The 13,727-nt window shown below is 68.6% G+C and carries 9 protein-coding genes and 2 pseudogenes; 5 read left to right on the forward strand and 6 right to left on the reverse strand.

What is annotated here, in order from left to right; translation table 11 throughout:
• Positions 1-100 precede the first annotated feature (100 nt).
• The 4 genes from QMZ92_RS24805 to ngcE all read right to left on the reverse strand — a co-directional run bounded on the left by QMZ92_RS24805 (position 101) and on the right by ngcE (position 4,985).
• Positions 101-1,300: an ROK family transcriptional regulator gene (locus tag QMZ92_RS24805; RefSeq protein ID WP_283299680.1), complete on the reverse strand. Its 1,200-nt coding sequence runs from the start codon at positions 1,298-1,300 to the stop codon at positions 101-103.
• Positions 1,301-1,593: 293 nt separating this feature from the next.
• Positions 1,594-2,523: a carbohydrate ABC transporter permease gene (locus tag QMZ92_RS24810; protein ID WP_283299681.1), complete on the reverse strand. Its 930-nt coding sequence runs from the start codon at positions 2,521-2,523 to the stop codon at positions 1,594-1,596.
• A 1-nt stretch (position 2,524) separates the two neighbouring features.
• Positions 2,525-3,448 (reverse strand): carbohydrate ABC transporter permease, encoded by a 924-nt coding sequence (locus QMZ92_RS24815; RefSeq protein WP_283299682.1) that lies wholly within the window; start codon positions 3,446-3,448, stop codon positions 2,525-2,527.
• An 85-nt stretch (positions 3,449-3,533) separates the two neighbouring features.
• Complete coding sequence (gene ngcE, locus QMZ92_RS24820) at positions 3,534-4,985, reverse strand: N-acetylglucosamine/diacetylchitobiose ABC transporter substrate-binding protein (protein WP_283299683.1); 1,452 nt, start codon at positions 4,983-4,985, stop codon at positions 3,534-3,536.
• A gap of 472 nt (positions 4,986-5,457) precedes the next feature.
• On the opposite strand from ngcE, the gene QMZ92_RS24825 reads away from it, so the two are divergent.
• The 3 genes and pseudogenes from QMZ92_RS24825 (at position 5,458) to QMZ92_RS36480 (ending at position 10,982) form a co-directional block, all read left to right on the forward strand.
• Complete coding sequence (locus QMZ92_RS24825; protein ID WP_283299684.1) at positions 5,458-9,288, forward strand: GH92 family glycosyl hydrolase; 3,831 nt, start codon at positions 5,458-5,460, stop codon at positions 9,286-9,288.
• A 150-nt stretch (positions 9,289-9,438) separates the two neighbouring features.
• Positions 9,439-9,785: pseudogene (locus QMZ92_RS24830) on the forward strand (helix-turn-helix domain-containing protein); the annotation flags it as partial.
• Positions 9,771-10,982, forward strand: coding sequence for a muconolactone Delta-isomerase family protein (locus QMZ92_RS36480; protein ID WP_502962129.1), 1,212 nt, complete (start codon positions 9,771-9,773; stop codon positions 10,980-10,982). The pseudogene QMZ92_RS24830 and the gene QMZ92_RS36480, both read left to right, overlap by 15 nt.
• On the opposite strand, the pseudogene QMZ92_RS36100 reads toward QMZ92_RS36480, so the two are convergent.
• Together QMZ92_RS36100 and QMZ92_RS24845 are read right to left on the reverse strand one after the other, a co-directional pair.
• Positions 10,937-11,275: pseudogene (locus QMZ92_RS36100) on the reverse strand (integrase core domain-containing protein); the annotation flags it as partial. The gene QMZ92_RS36480 and the pseudogene QMZ92_RS36100 sit on opposite strands and share 46 nt — an antisense overlap.
• Positions 11,275-11,841 carry a TetR/AcrR family transcriptional regulator gene (locus QMZ92_RS24845; RefSeq protein ID WP_283299687.1) on the reverse strand — a complete coding sequence of 189 codons (567 nt, stop codon included), beginning with the start codon at positions 11,839-11,841 and terminating at the stop codon, positions 11,275-11,277. The pseudogene QMZ92_RS36100 and the gene QMZ92_RS24845, both read right to left, overlap by 1 nt.
• Positions 11,842-11,970: 129 nt before the next feature.
• On the opposite strand from QMZ92_RS24845, the gene QMZ92_RS24850 reads away from it, so the two are divergent.
• Positions 11,971-12,525: an SDR family oxidoreductase gene (locus QMZ92_RS24850; protein ID WP_283299688.1), complete on the forward strand. Its 555-nt coding sequence runs from the start codon at positions 11,971-11,973 to the stop codon at positions 12,523-12,525.
• A gap of 79 nt (positions 12,526-12,604) precedes the next feature.
• Positions 12,605-13,675 (forward strand): aldo/keto reductase, encoded by a 1,071-nt coding sequence (locus QMZ92_RS24855; RefSeq protein WP_283299689.1) that lies wholly within the window; start codon positions 12,605-12,607, stop codon positions 13,673-13,675.
• Positions 13,676-13,727 lie beyond the last annotated feature (52 nt).

A 13,727-nucleotide genomic window follows, 5' to 3' on the forward strand; every position in this document is an offset into this window, starting at 1 on the left:
GCCGCGTCCTTGCGGCCGAGGTGGCTGGAAGTCAACTCGGCCGCAACGCCAGCGTCAAGGAGTAAATCCTTAACGAGATGACAACGGTGCCATTCGTTATCTAAGTGAAGGCAGGCGTCCCGGCCGGTACCGAGCTGTCCAGAAGTGTCGAATCACCCATTTCGCTGAGTACGAGGGCCAGCGCCCCCAGCACCTCGGCGCGGCTTCCCAGTGCCCCGGGAAGGACGGAGAGCCGGCGGGCGGCGCTGGGGATGGCGTACCGGGAGACGGACTCGCGGATCGGCGCGAGGACCAGCTCCCCGGCCTCCGCCAGACCGCCTCCGAGGACCACCCTGCTGGGGTTCAGCAGGTTGCACAGGTTGGCCACGCCGCTTCCGATGTGCCGGCCGACGTCGGCGACGACCCGGCGGCAGCCCGGATCGCCCTCCCGCGCCAGCTGCACGACCCGTTCCATGGTCAGGTCCGGGCCGTGGCTCGGCCGGAGCAGCGGCAGCACGTAGCGGGCCGCCGCGAAGGTCTCGAGGCAGCCCCGGTTGCCGCAGCGGCAGACGGGTCCCGACTCGTCCAGTGTGATGTGCCCGATCTCCCCCGCGGTACCGCCGGGGCCCCGGTAGATCTGGCCCTCTATGACGAGTCCGGCGCCGACACCGCTGGCGACCTTGATGTAGGCCAGGTCCCTGACCCCGCGGCCGCTGCCCCAGACCAGTTCGCCCAGGGCGCCGAGGTTGGCGTCGTTGTCGACGTACACGGGCACGCCCAGCCGGCCGGAGAGCTCCTCGCTGGGATTGATGCCGCTCCAGCCCGGCAGGATCGCGGTGGAGCCCAGCGTGCCGGTCTCCACGTCGATCGGCCCGGGCACGCCCAGACCCACACCGACGATCTTGTCCTGGCCGATCCCGGTGGCCGCGACAAGCCGTTTGACCAGCTGTTCCGCACGGTCGAAACCCTCGGCGGAGGAGGCGTCCACGTCGAGCGGCTCGGACTCCTCGGCGAGGACCTGGTGGGCCAGGTTGCCGATGGCGACGCGCAGGTGCGTATGGCCGAAGTCGACGCCGACGACTATGCCGGCGTCCCCGCTGAGCGAGACGCTGCGGGCCCGGCGGCCGCCCGCGGAGGTGGGGGTGACCTCGACGGTCCCGCCGTCCTTCAGCTCGCGGACGATGTTGGAGACGGTCGCGGCGGACAGGCCCGTGCTCCTGGCGATCTCGGCCTGGGTGAGCGACCCGGCCAGCCGCACGGCACGTACGACCCGCTCGAGATTGGCCCGATGCAGAGATGTCTGCGACCCCGGAGTCTCCATCGACTCACACACTCCTGCTCTTCACTCCAACATGTGAACTCTAAGGGGAGCCTTTCGAGCCGCTCCCCGTCAAGACCTGAGCGAAAGCCCGGTCCACACCCGCAACGCACGAGTACCGCCCGCCGGTGGCTGCCGGCGGGCGGTACGGGGGCGGTGGCGGAGCGGTACGGGAGCGGGGCGGGGCGGGGCGGTACGGGAGCGGGGCGGGGCGGGGCGGTACGGGAGCGGAGCGGGGCGGGGCGGTACGGGAGCGGGGCGGGCGCCGAGCGGGGGACGCGGCGGCGGGGCGGGCGCTACTTCAGGGCACCCGCCGTGAGGCCCGCGACGACCTGGCGCTGGAAGACGACGTACGCGGCCAGCACCGGCAGCATCGCCATCACCAGGCCCGCGAACAGGCCCGACCAGTCCCCCTTGTACCCCTGGCTGACGGCCAGCTGCACCAGGCCCTGGGACAGCACCTTGTTCTCCTGCTCGGTGTTCAGCACCGTCGGCAGCATGTACTGGTTCCACTGGCCCAGGAAGTTGAAGATCCCGACGCTGATCAGACCGGGCTTGGCCATCGGCAGCATGACCTGGAAGAACGTCCGGGTGTGCGAGGCCCCGTCGATCAGCGCCGCCTCCGCCACCGAGGTCGGCAGCGTACGGAAGAAAGCGGTCAGGAAGAACACGGTGAACGGCAGCGAGTAGGCGATGTAGACCAGGATCAGGCCGTGGATCGTGTTCAGGAGCTGAATGTTGTTCATGACGTAGAACAGCGGGACCAGCGCGAGCATGATCGGGAAGCTCATTCCCCCGATGAACAGGAAGTAGATGAAGCGGTTGCCCGGGAAGTCGAACCGGGCGAGGACGTACGCCGCCATCGAGCCCAGCAGAAGCGTGCCCGCGAGGGAGCCGGCGACCACCAGGACGGTGTTCAGGAAGTAGTCGCTCATGTGCGCCTGGCCCCAGGCGCGGGACCAGTTCTCGAAGTGGAGCCGATCCGGCAGCGACCACGGCGAGCTGAAGATCGCGTTGTCGTCCTTGAAGGACGTCATCACCGCCCACAGCAGCGGCATGACGACCATGAAGGCCCAGAGGACCAGCATGCCGTGCGAGAAGACGTTGAGGACCCTGCCGTCGCCGCGCTTCCCCGTCCTCGGTCTTTTCGCGCCGGGCAGATCGGTCTTCACCACGTGCGGCAGGTGCTCCGCGGTGCCGGCGGGAGAGGTCTCGGTCGTCTTCATCTCAGTACTCCAGGCGCTCGCGCCGGCCCAGCTTCATCACGACGGCCGCGAAGGCCAGCGTGACGACCAGCAGGGCGACGCCGATCGTGGTCGCGTAGGCCGCCGCACCGTCGCGGAACGCCGACTGGTACACGTACAGCACCATCACCGTGGTCGAGTAGTCGGGACCGCCGGGCCCCGTCGTCATGATCTGCACCACCGCGAAGGACTCGGCGCCGAGCGCGAGGATGCCCATGTAGACCCAGCCCGACTGGATGGTGTCCCACAGCAGCGGCAGCGTGATCCGGAAGAAGGTGGTGATCCTGCTCGCACCGTCCAGCAGCGCCGCCTCGTAGAAGTCCTTCGGGATCGACGCCATGCCCGCGGAGAAGAGGACGACGAAGAAACCGACCGTGGACCAGACGAGGACCGCCATCACACACCACAGGGCGAGGTCCGGGTCACCGAGCCAGAGCGGCTGGACGTCGCCGAGCCCGATCGCCTTGAGCGCGGAATTGATCGCTCCGCTCTCCGGGTTGTACGCGAACTGGAAGAGCAGGGCGACGATCGCGATCGACAGCACCTGCGGGAAGAAGTAGGCGATCTTGTAGAACGACGACCCCCGCACCCCGGAGACCGCAGCGCCCCTCCGGTGCCGTCCGCCGACGTTGATCATGAAGGCGAAGAACAGGGCGAGGCCGATCGTCACCACCGGCAGCAGCAGCGCGAACAGCAGGCTGTGCCGGAGCGACTTCCAGAAGACGTCGTCGTCCCACAGCCGTGCGTAGTTGTCGAAGCCGACCATGGAAAAGTCCGGGCTCAGACCGGTCCAGTCCGTGAACGAGTAGTAGATGGACTGGACGAACGGCCAGAGCACGAAGAGCGTGTACAGCGCCAGGGGCGCCGCCAGGAACCCCACGATGAACCGGTACTTGCCGTGCTGCATGGTTACCGACCCCGATCTTCCGGAGTGTGCCGCCGCTGGTGCTGTGTGCTCCCGGGGGCGCACCGCCCTCGGGAGCACAGGCCGCTCACTGGTGCTTGTACTTCTTGACGGACGAGTCCTGGGCGGCCTTGTCGGCGAAGCCCTGGATCCTGCTGATGGCCTCGGCCGGGGTGAGCCGTCCGGCCATCATCTCGCCCAGACCGGCCACGCCGATCTGCTCCTTCTGGAGCTTGACGTACCAGTCCTGCAGACGCGGGTTGACGACGTTCTCGCCGGCCTTCTCCAGCGCGGCGACGCCCGACTTCAGACCCGGCGTCAGCTCGATGCCGTCGGTTCCGCCGTTGAACGCGGTCAGCGACTTGACCTGCTTGGTGAAGTTCTTCGAGGACTCCTCGCCGAGCATGATGCGCAGCTGCTCCATGCCTCCCTCGACGTTCTTCGCCTTCGCCGGGACGATGAACGGCTCGCCGCCGGAGGCCCAGAGGGTGCCGAAGGGCATCTTGTCCGAGGCGTCCAGGCCGGACGGAGCGGAGACGGCCAGGTCGAAGTCCTTCGGCATGGTGCTGGCCGCCTCGTTCTCCACCCAGGAACCGTTGGGGATGAACAGCGCCTTGCCCTTGGTCCAGGCGGTCTGCGACTGGATGTGGTCCAGGCCCGGGGTGCCCTTGAGGATGTAGCCCTTCTTGTAGAGCTCGTAGTACGCCTCGAACGCGGCCTTGACGGCCGGGTGCTTCCAGGCGTTCGGCTCCAGGTTGTCGATGGAGTCCAGGACCTCCCGGCCGCCGATCTTGGCGATGAACGGGTAGAGCGAGAAGGGGAGGTAGTAGGGGTGCTTGCCGGCGTACGTCCAGCCCGCGATGCCCTGCTTCTTCGCCTTCTCGCACAGGGCGAGCATCTCGTCCCAGGTCTCGGGGTACTGCGCGTCGAGCCGGTCGAGCGCGGTCTGCGAGTACCAGACGCCGTAGACCGTGTAGGCGTAGTAGAGGATCCACACGGGTGCGCCGTCGAACTGACCCATCTCGACGATGCCGGGGCGCAGGGTGTCCCGGACCTTCTTGTTCGGGTCGTCGACGGAGGGCGCGTCCAGCAGCGGGGTGAGGTCGGCGAGCTGCTTCTTGCCGACGAGGACGCCCATGTCCATCTGCTCGGCGCCGGAGTTGTCGATGAGGTCCGGCGGGGTGCCGCCGTTGAAGCGGGGCTGGAGCTCGGACTGGATCTTCTGGGTGGCCTTGTGCTTGACCTTGGGGGCCTCGGGGAAGGCCGCGTTGTACTTCTTCTCCGCGTCGATCGCGTACTGCTGTCCGAAACCCCCGTCGAAGATGACGACTTCGAGGGCCGCGGTCTCGTTGACGCCGAGCGGGTTGGCCTTGGTGACCTTCCCCTTCTCGACCTTGGAGCCGCCGGCTCCGCCGTCGCCGCTCGCACAGGCGGAAAGGAAGCTCATCGTGGGAATGGTGACCAGGCCGAGCGCCGCGGACCGCTTGATCAGGTCACGGCGGCCGAGACCGCCGTTCGAGTGGCCGGAGGTGGATCCCATGCTCAAGTCCTCGCCTTCTCCAGGACTCAGGCGGTGAACCGGTCGCCCGCCTTCCTGGGATGAAGGGCCCCGCCACCGCGGTCAATTGCTGAAGCTGGTCGTGCAGGGGTAATACCGTGGCAGTGGGAACGGACTTCTGCCCGGGCCGCAGACGATACTTCGCCTGCCCGTTCCCCCCGGCCCTTCGCCGTGTCTTCCGGCGAGGCGGACGCCGACAGGTATAGTCCACTTCCCGCCGACGGATCAAGATCGAAAGCAAGTTTGCGCGGCAGTCTTTCCCGAGTTGAGACCTCCCGCACACGGTAGCGGCGGGCGCGGGGAATCCGCCGCGGGAAACTCGCCGAACCGGCCGAAACCCAACCCGTCGCACCGTCAACACCCTTGACACCATGCGGCACTTACCCCCTACTAGTGCCTGCGCATCGCTCCTGACAACGTTGTCCATCGCTTCGGCGGGAGGAACGGCTTCGACATGCGGCCAAGATCCAGCCCCAGGCACCCCCACGCCCGCTCGGCCGCCCTGGTGGCGGCCGCTTCCCTGCTGGTGGTGACGGCGCAGTCGGCGGCCGTCGCCCTGCCCGCCCGTCCCCCGGCCCCCGCGTCGGAGTTCTCCAGCTCGTTCGAGGCGGACGAGGCCCAGCCCGACTGGCGCAACACCGTGGACACGAGACCGGACGGCGCGAAGCGGTCCGACGGGGTCGACGGCGGCTTCGCCTCGGGCATACCGGGCAATGTCACCGACAAGGTCGTCGAACTGCGCGCCAGCGGCGAGAACGCCGGCGCCGGTGAGACCAAGGAGAACCTGGTCGACCTCCAGCCGTCCACCAAATGGCTCACGTTCGAACCGACCGGCTGGGTCGAGTTCGACACGGACAGCCCCGTCAAGGTCGTCACCTATGCGCTGACCTCGGCCAACGACTTCGACGAGCGCGACCCCAAGGACTGGACGCTCAAGGGCTCGGAGAACGGCGAGGACTGGACTGTCCTGGACACCCGCGAGGGCCAGACGTTCGAGAAGCGCTTCCAGACGAAGACGTACGGCATCGACCCGGGGAAGGCCGGCTCCTACGCGCACTACCGCCTGGAGATCACCCGCAACAACGGGGCCTCGGGCATCGTCCAGCTCGCCGACGTGCAGTTCTCCGACGGCGACACCGGCAGCCCGGTGCCGGAGGACATGCGCAGCCACGTCGACCGCGGTCCCGCCGGTTCCCCGACGGCGAAGGCCAACGCCGGCTTCACCGGCAAGCGCGCCCTGCGGTACGCGGGCACGCACAAGCCGGACGGCCGCGCCTACTCGTACAACAGGGTCTTCGACGTCGACACGGCCGTGCGGCGCGACACCGAACTGTCGTACCGGATCTTCCCCTCGATGGCCGAGACCGACCTCAACTACCCGGCCACCAGCGTGGCGGTCGACCTGGCGTTCACCGACGGCACCTATCTGAGCGACCTCCGGGCGGTGGACTCGCACGGCGGCCTGTTGACGCCGCAGGGCCAGGGCGCGGCGAAGCGGCTCTACGTCAACCAGTGGAACCAGGTCGCGTCCCGGATCGGCTCGGTGGCCGCGGGCAAGACCGTGGACCGGATCCTCGTGGCGTACGACGCGCCCAAGGGCCCCGCGAAGTTCCAGGGGTGGATCGACGACGTACGCATCGCCCCGAAGCCGCCGGAGAAGCGGCTCGCCCACCTGTCCGACTATGCGTCGACCGTGCGCGGCACCAACTCCAGCGGCTCGTTCTCGCGCGGCAACACCTTCCCGGCGACGGCCGTCCCGCACGGCTTCAACTTCTGGACGCCGGTGACCAACGCCGGCTCGCTGAGCTGGCTGTACGAGTACGCGCGCGCCAACAACGCCGACAACCTGCCCACGGTGCAGGCGTTCAGCGCCAGCCATGAGCCGAGCCCGTGGATGGGCGACCGGCAGACCTTCCAGCTGATGCCGTCCGTCGCCGAGGGCACTCCGGACACGGGCCGTGCCGCCCGCGCCCTGCCCTTCCGCCACGAGAAGGAGACCGCCCGCCCGCACTACTACGGCGTGACGTTCGAGAACGGGCTGAAGGCGGAGATCACCCCCACGGACCACGCGGCGATGATGCGGTTCACCTACCCCGGCGACCACGCGTCGGTCGTCTTCGACAACGTCACGGAGCAGGCCGGGCTGACGCTCGATCCGCAGACCCGCTCCTTCACCGGCTACTCCGACGTGAAGAGCGGACTGTCCACGGGCGCCACCCGGCTGTTCGTGTACGGCGTCTTCGACGCGCCCGTCACCTCGTCCGGGTCCCAGGGCGTCAAGGGCCACCTCCGGTTCGACGCCGGCGAGGACCGCACGGTCACCCTGCGGATCGCCACCTCGCTGATCAGCGTCGACCAGGCCAGGAGGAACCTCGCGCAGGAGATCCCCGCGTCCGCGTCCTTCGGCCGCGTCAAGGACCGTGCGCAGGACGCCTGGGACGACCTGCTCGGCCGGGTCGAGGTCGAGGGCGCCACCCACGACCAGCTCGTGACCCTCTACTCCTCGCTCTACCGGCTGTACCTCTACCCGAACTCCGGGTTCGAGAAGGTCGACGGCAAGGACAGGTACGCCAGCCCCTTCTCGCCGCAGACCGGCCCGGACACCCCGACCCACACGGGCGCGAAGATCGTCGACGGCCGGGTGTACGTCAACAACGGCTTCTGGGACACCTACCGGACGACCTGGCCGGCCTACTCCTTCCTCACCCCGGAGAAGGCGGGCGAACTGGTCGACGGATTCGTCCAGCAGTACCGGGACGGCGGCTGGATCTCCCGCTGGTCCTCGCCCGGCTACGCCGATCTGATGACCGGCACCTCCTCCGACGTCGCCTTCGCCGACGCCTATGTGAAGGGGGTCCGCGGCTTCGACGCGGAGAAGGCCTACGAGGCGGCGCTGAAGAACGCGACGGTCACCCCGCCGCACCGGGGCGTGGGACGCAAGGGCATGGAGACCTCGCCGTTCCTCGGCTACGCCTCCACCGAGACGCACGAGGGCCTGTCGTGGTCGCTGGAGGGCTACCTCAACGACTACGGCCTGTCGAAGATGGCCGACGCCCTCTGGGCGAAGACGAAGAAGGCGCGCTACAGGGACGAGTCCGCGTACTTCCTGAACCGGGCCCGGAACTACGTGACGCTGTTCGACAAGAAGGCGGGATTCTTCCAGGGGCGCGATCTCAAGGGTGACTGGCGGGTTCCGTCGGAGGAGTACGACCCCCGGGTCTGGGGCCACGACTACACCGAGACCAACGGCTGGGGTTATGCGTTCACCGCGCCGCAGGACAGCCGCGGTCTGGCGAATCTCTACGGCGGCCGGCCGGCCCTCGGGAAGAAGCTGGACACCTACTTCGCCACCCCGGAGACGGCGTCACCGGAGTTCGTCGGCTCGTACGGCAGCGTCATCCACGAGATGACCGAGGCCCGTGACGTGCGGATGGGCATGTACGGGCACTCCAACCAGGTCGCCCACCACGTCACCTACATGTACAACGCGGCCTCGCAGCCGTGGAAGACGCAGGAGAAGGTGCGCGAGGTCCTGTCGCGCCTCTACACCGGGAGCGAGATCGGGCAGGGCTACCACGGCGACGAGGACAACGGCGAGCAGTCGGCCTGGTTCCTGTTCTCCGCGCTCGGCTTCTATCCGCTGGTGATGGGCAGCGGGGAGTACGCGGTCGGCTCGCCGCTCTTCACCAAGGCGACGGTCCACCTGGAGAACGGCCGCGAGCTCGTGGTGAAGGCGCCCCGGAACAGCGCCCGCAACATCTACGTCCAGGGCCTGAAGGTGAACGGGAAGCGCTGGCGCTCCACCGCTCTCCCGCACGCGCTGCTGGCGCGGGGCGGCACGCTGGAGTTCGCCATGGGGCCGAAGCCGTCGCGCTGGGGCACGGGCAGGGGCGCCGCGCCCGTCTCGGTCACCGGGGACGACGAGGTGCCCTCGCCCCGCCGCGACGCGACCAGCGGCACGGGCGCGCTCTTCGACGACACCTCCGGTACGGAGGCGGCGCTGGAGGCGGCCGTGGACCTGCCGGTCGCGGAGGGCACGCGGGCCGTGCAGTACACGCTCACCTCAGCGGCCCGCGGCAGGGCCCCGGCCGGCTGGGTGCTGCAGGGTTCCCGGGACGGGACGGCCTGGACCGATCTGGACAGGCGGTCCGGTGAGTCGTTCGCGTGGGACCGGCAGACCCGGGTCTTCACGGTCGCGCGACCCGGCACGTACCGGCAGTACCGGCTGGTCCCCGCCGCGGGTGCGGCGCAGCCGGTGCTCGCGGAGGTCGAACTGATCTCCTGACCGGTTCTCCGCCCCCGTCCGAGGCCGCGGTCCCCCAGGGGGCTGTGGCCTCGGCGCTCCTCGTCGCCGTGGCAGAGCGGAGCCCTGCCCGCGCATCGGAGCTGCCGTTCGTGCCGCTGCCGTACCGGCCTAGCCGATCCGGCAGTCGGCGGCCCTGCCGGCCAGACCCTGCACAGCTGGCGGCGGCGGTTCGAGCAGGAGGGCATGCCCGGTCTGCTGGATCGCTCCCGCCGGCCGCGGAACAGTCCCACGCGCCTGTCCGCCGAGGTTGAGGCCTAGATCTGCGAGCTGCGCCGTCGGTATCCCCGGTGGGGTGCCCGCCGGATCTCCCACGAGCTGTCGGCCGCGGGTTGGAGTCGGCGCCGTCGCGGGCCACGGTCCACCGGGTGCTGTCCCGCAATGGCCTGGTCCGCGCCCAGGAACAGCAGCATCCGCGCAAGTACCGCCGGTGGCAGCGTGAGGCGCCGATGTACCTGTGGCAGATGGACCTCGTCGGAAGGAGGCAACTGTTGGGTTCATCAGCTGCAGCCGCCGACGCAGCCGAGAACAGCAGCGATGTACCACGGTCAGTTCGACGCTTGGCACGCACGACCGTGAGCGTAGAGCCCGCCGACAATCAGAGCGCCTCGCGAACACGATGGCCGCGCCACCCGGCCTCTCCGGTCGTACTCGAGGACCTCCGGAAGGCGGGAGCCGCCAAGGCCCAGGGCGCGCCTCCTCTGTCACGGGCGCAAGTCGACCGGCTCGTCGCCATCCTGCGCCGGACAGGCTCTCGGGCCAGTGCACGGCGTGGACGCGGAGCGCCACACCGGACGGCCGGGGGCCGTGGGAGCGGTACTCGGCAGAGGCGGCACGGGGTGCGGTCACGCTCCTCTCGCGTTCACGCTCACCCAGTGCCACAGCGCGAGCCCGCCGGTCTGGTCCTCCCTGATCGCGACCGGGACGGACTACTGGACCGGGATGGCACCGGCGATGCTGGTGATCGCCCTCGGCTTCGGGACCGGCGTCATCGCCCGGACCAGGCCGCGGTCTATGGAGTGGACCACGACAACCGGAGATCGCCTCGGCGCTGCTCACCTCCGGCCAGCACCTCGGCGTCACCCCCGGCCTCGCGATGTCGGCGAGCGTCGCCGCTGCGGTCAGTGCCGCGCCGCGACGGCTGGCGCGAGCACTTCGTCGAGTTCGTCCTGGGCGACACCAGCGGCCTGGCTCCGGATCAGCTCGCAGACAAGTGGCAGCAGGAGGCAGTGGCTGCCGGCAACGCTGCGTCGGCGGGCCTGCTGCGCCGTCTCTGGCTCCGCCCGGACGGGCTCCCAGCCCTCGGGGTGTGGCAGGCGACCGACCGGGAGACGCTCGACCGGGCGCTCGAGGATCTCCCCATGGCTCCGTGGCTCATGACGCCAGTCACTCACCTGGATCCACACCCGAGCGGCCCCGTCGAGCAGGCGTTCGCACTGTGCCGAGAAAGCCCTCTCCCTATCGAGCATGAACGATTTGTTGGACTCGCGGCGCGAGCCCTCCAAGCTGACGAAGCCGCTTCACGCAGAGACTTCCCCTCCGCGGAGTGTCAATCCCCTCGCAGCGTGGAGACGATCCATGCGGCCAGTCCCTCGGTGAGGGTGGCTCGGCAGTCCCGTTCGTGGTCGATCGGGCTCTTGAACCCGCATACGCCGTGCAGCCGCCTGGTGCCGTAGAAGTCGGTGATCCAGGTGGCGATCCTGGTCCGGGCCTCGGTGCGGGTGGGGAAGGTGTGCCGGTGGACGCACTCGACCTTGAGCACGCTGTTGAACGCCTCGCTCACGGCATTGTCGAAACAAGATCCAACTCTGCCCATGGGCGGGGGGGGATGCCCAACTTGCGGCAGGTCCGCTGGAACGTCCGGCTCCGCATGACAGCCCTCCGCCCCTACGAGCGACCACTGGCCGTCCTCGGACTCAACCGGCCTGCACCAAGGCACGATCAACGAACTTTGCAATCGCCCTGCCATCAGGACCGATACGTGAGCCCGTCAATGACGACTTTCAGCATGCGGTCCAGTTGAGTGCGCTGCTCGGGAGCGCCAGCCACGGAAAGTACACCGGCGAGGATGCTGCCGACGTCGACCGGATCGATGTCGCTGCGCAGTTCCCCCGCTTCGGCGCCGGCTTTGAGCATCATCCCCAGGACTTGCTGAATCTGGTCGCAGACCGGTCCGGTGCCGAAGCGTCCGGAAGCGCTCATGGCGACTAGAGCATCGCAGACACTTCGCCGCTCGCCCGCCCATTCGGCGAAGCGTCGCATCCAGGCGTGCAGAGCCTGTGCGGGCCGCTCGGTTTCCAGGAGGAAGAGCGCGTCATCGCGCAGCGGGCGGATCTGGTCGCGGTAGACCTCTTCGATCAGATCCTCGCGGGTGGGGAAATGTCGGTACAGGGTCGCGTTCCCCACGCCTGCGCGTTTGGCGATTGCGTCCAGCGAGATCGCCTGTCCGGAGGCGAAAGCCTCAGTGGCGGTGGCGATCAGGTGCTGGCGGTTGCGTTGGGCATCGATGCGCAGGGGGCTTCGTGGAGGTGTCATGAACTTCGCGATCCAGAGTGGTGGGTGAGATGCCTCGGACGAATCGGGGACGTCTCCGTTACTGTACAGTGAGCGAAAACGGGGAGCTCCCCGATTGTCGCGACCTGTCCGCCAAACGAAAGGCTCGCCGTGCCCGCAGCGCTCATCACGGGCGGTACGACCGGAATCGGCAGAGCGACTGCTGAACTACTGCACGCCCGTGGCTACCGCGTCGCCGTCGCCGTCGCCGTCGCCGGGCAGAACCCCGACTCCCTCGCGCGAGCACGGGCCGAGCTTCCCGGCGACGTACTCGCATCGAATCCGACGCGCGCGTCCTGGCCGGCACCGACGATCTCGTGGCAACGGTGGCCGAACGTTTCGGCTCTGTCGGTCGGAGCCCGACGTGGTAGCCCCGGCGCCACGCTGGGGGTGGCGACGCGCGGCGTCCTGTTGGCGATGCTGCCCTCACTTGCCCCGGAACTGGCCCCGCGCAGGATCCGCGTCAATGCCGTGAGCCCCGGAGCGACCGAGCCCCCTCTCCTCGACAAGGTGGGATTGCCTCGGAGCGGTCGGGAGGTCATGCGCACGAAGGTCGCGTTCGAGCGCTTCGGATCAAGCCAGGATGTCGCGGAGGTCGTCGCCTTCCACGCGTCGGACGTCGCCGGCTACGTCAGCGGTCAGGGCGCCTCCGTGGCCGGCGGGTAGGGGCTCGGCGTCTGAAACACGGACGCATGTCTGCCACCGGTCCCCGACGCCACGCACCACGACTATTAGGAGAAGTCTGATGTCACTTACTCTCGACACCTACCGGCTGCTGGGCCGTTCCGGGCTGCGAGTCTCGCCGCTGGCGCTGGGTGCGGCAACTTTCGGCACGGAATGGGGTTGGGGCGCCGACCGCGAGGAGGCGCGCAAGCTCTTCGACCGCTACACAGAGCTCGGCGGCAACTTCTTCGACACCGCCAGTACTTACACCAACGGCAGCTCCGAGCAGTTGCTGGGCGAGTTCGCCCGCGGTAACCGCGAGAGTCTGGTGCTGGCGACGAAGTACTCGACGCTGCGCCAGCCCGGCGACCCCAATTCCGGGGGTACGCACCGCAAGAGCATGTTGACGTCTGTAGAAGCCAGTCTGCGACAGTTGGACACGGACTACATCGATCTGCTCTATCTGAACGTCTGGGACTTCAGGACGCCGGTGGAGGAGATCCTGCGCGGCCTCGACGACCTGGTGAGGCAGGGCAAGGTGCTGTACGTGGCGATCTCCAGCGCCCCGGCCTGGCAGGTGTCGCGCATGCAGGCTATCGCCGATCTGCGCGGCTGGTCGCCGCTGGTCGCGCTGGAGATCGAGTACAGCCTGATCGAGCGTACCGCGGAGCGTGACCTGATCCCGATGGCACGCGAGATGGGACTGGCCGTGGTCTCCTTCTCACCGCTGGGAGGTGGGGTGCTCACCGGTAAATACAGCCGGGAGGACCAGAACCCGGCAGGTCCGGTCACCGGGGAAAGCACCAGCAATCGCAGGAGCCTCAACGCCGCCCTGGGATGGGTAACCGACCGTAACCTAGCCATCGCCGATGTGGTACGGGAGGTGGCCTCGGACCTAGGCTGCACACCCGCCCAGGTCGCACTGGCCTGGGCTCTGCACTCCCCGAATGTGACGGCGCCGATCATCGGCGCCCGCACCGTCACGCAGCTGGAGGACAATCTGGGCGCTCTGCAGGTCGACCTCGCTTCTTCCCAGCTGGCCCGCCTCAATGAGGTCAGCGCCATCGACCTCGGCAACCCGCACGGCCTGCTCGCCAGTGACCACATTCGCACGATCACCACAGGCGACATGAAGATCGAAATCCGCCGCTGATTCACCTCAGGAAAAGCAGAATCCGGCTTTACCACCACCCTTTCGACAATCA

Origin of the sequence: Streptomyces sp. HNM0645 (genome assembly GCF_030056615.1) — a bacterium.
Lineage (GTDB): Bacteria > Actinomycetota > Actinomycetes > Streptomycetales > Streptomycetaceae > Streptomyces > Streptomyces marianii.

Coding starts and splice junctions, on each gene's coding strand:
- QMZ92_RS24805 (WP_283299680.1), bottom strand. CDS start 1,300: ATGGAGACTCCGGGGTCGCAGACATCTCTGCATCGGGCCAATCTCGAG.
- QMZ92_RS24810 (WP_283299681.1), bottom strand. CDS start 2,523: ATGAAGACGACCGAGACCTCTCCCGCCGGCACCGCGGAGCACCTGCCG.
- QMZ92_RS24815 (WP_283299682.1), bottom strand. CDS start 3,448: ATGCAGCACGGCAAGTACCGGTTCATCGTGGGGTTCCTGGCGGCGCCC.
- ngcE (WP_283299683.1), bottom strand. CDS start 4,985: ATGGGATCCACCTCCGGCCACTCGAACGGCGGTCTCGGCCGCCGTGAC.
- QMZ92_RS24825 (WP_283299684.1), top strand. CDS start 5,458: ATGCGGCCAAGATCCAGCCCCAGGCACCCCCACGCCCGCTCGGCCGCC.
- QMZ92_RS36480 (WP_502962129.1), top strand. CDS start 9,771: ATGGACCTCGTCGGAAGGAGGCAACTGTTGGGTTCATCAGCTGCAGCC.
- QMZ92_RS24845 (WP_283299687.1), bottom strand. CDS start 11,841: ATGACACCTCCACGAAGCCCCCTGCGCATCGATGCCCAACGCAACCGC.
- QMZ92_RS24855 (WP_283299689.1), top strand. CDS start 12,605: ATGTCACTTACTCTCGACACCTACCGGCTGCTGGGCCGTTCCGGGCTG.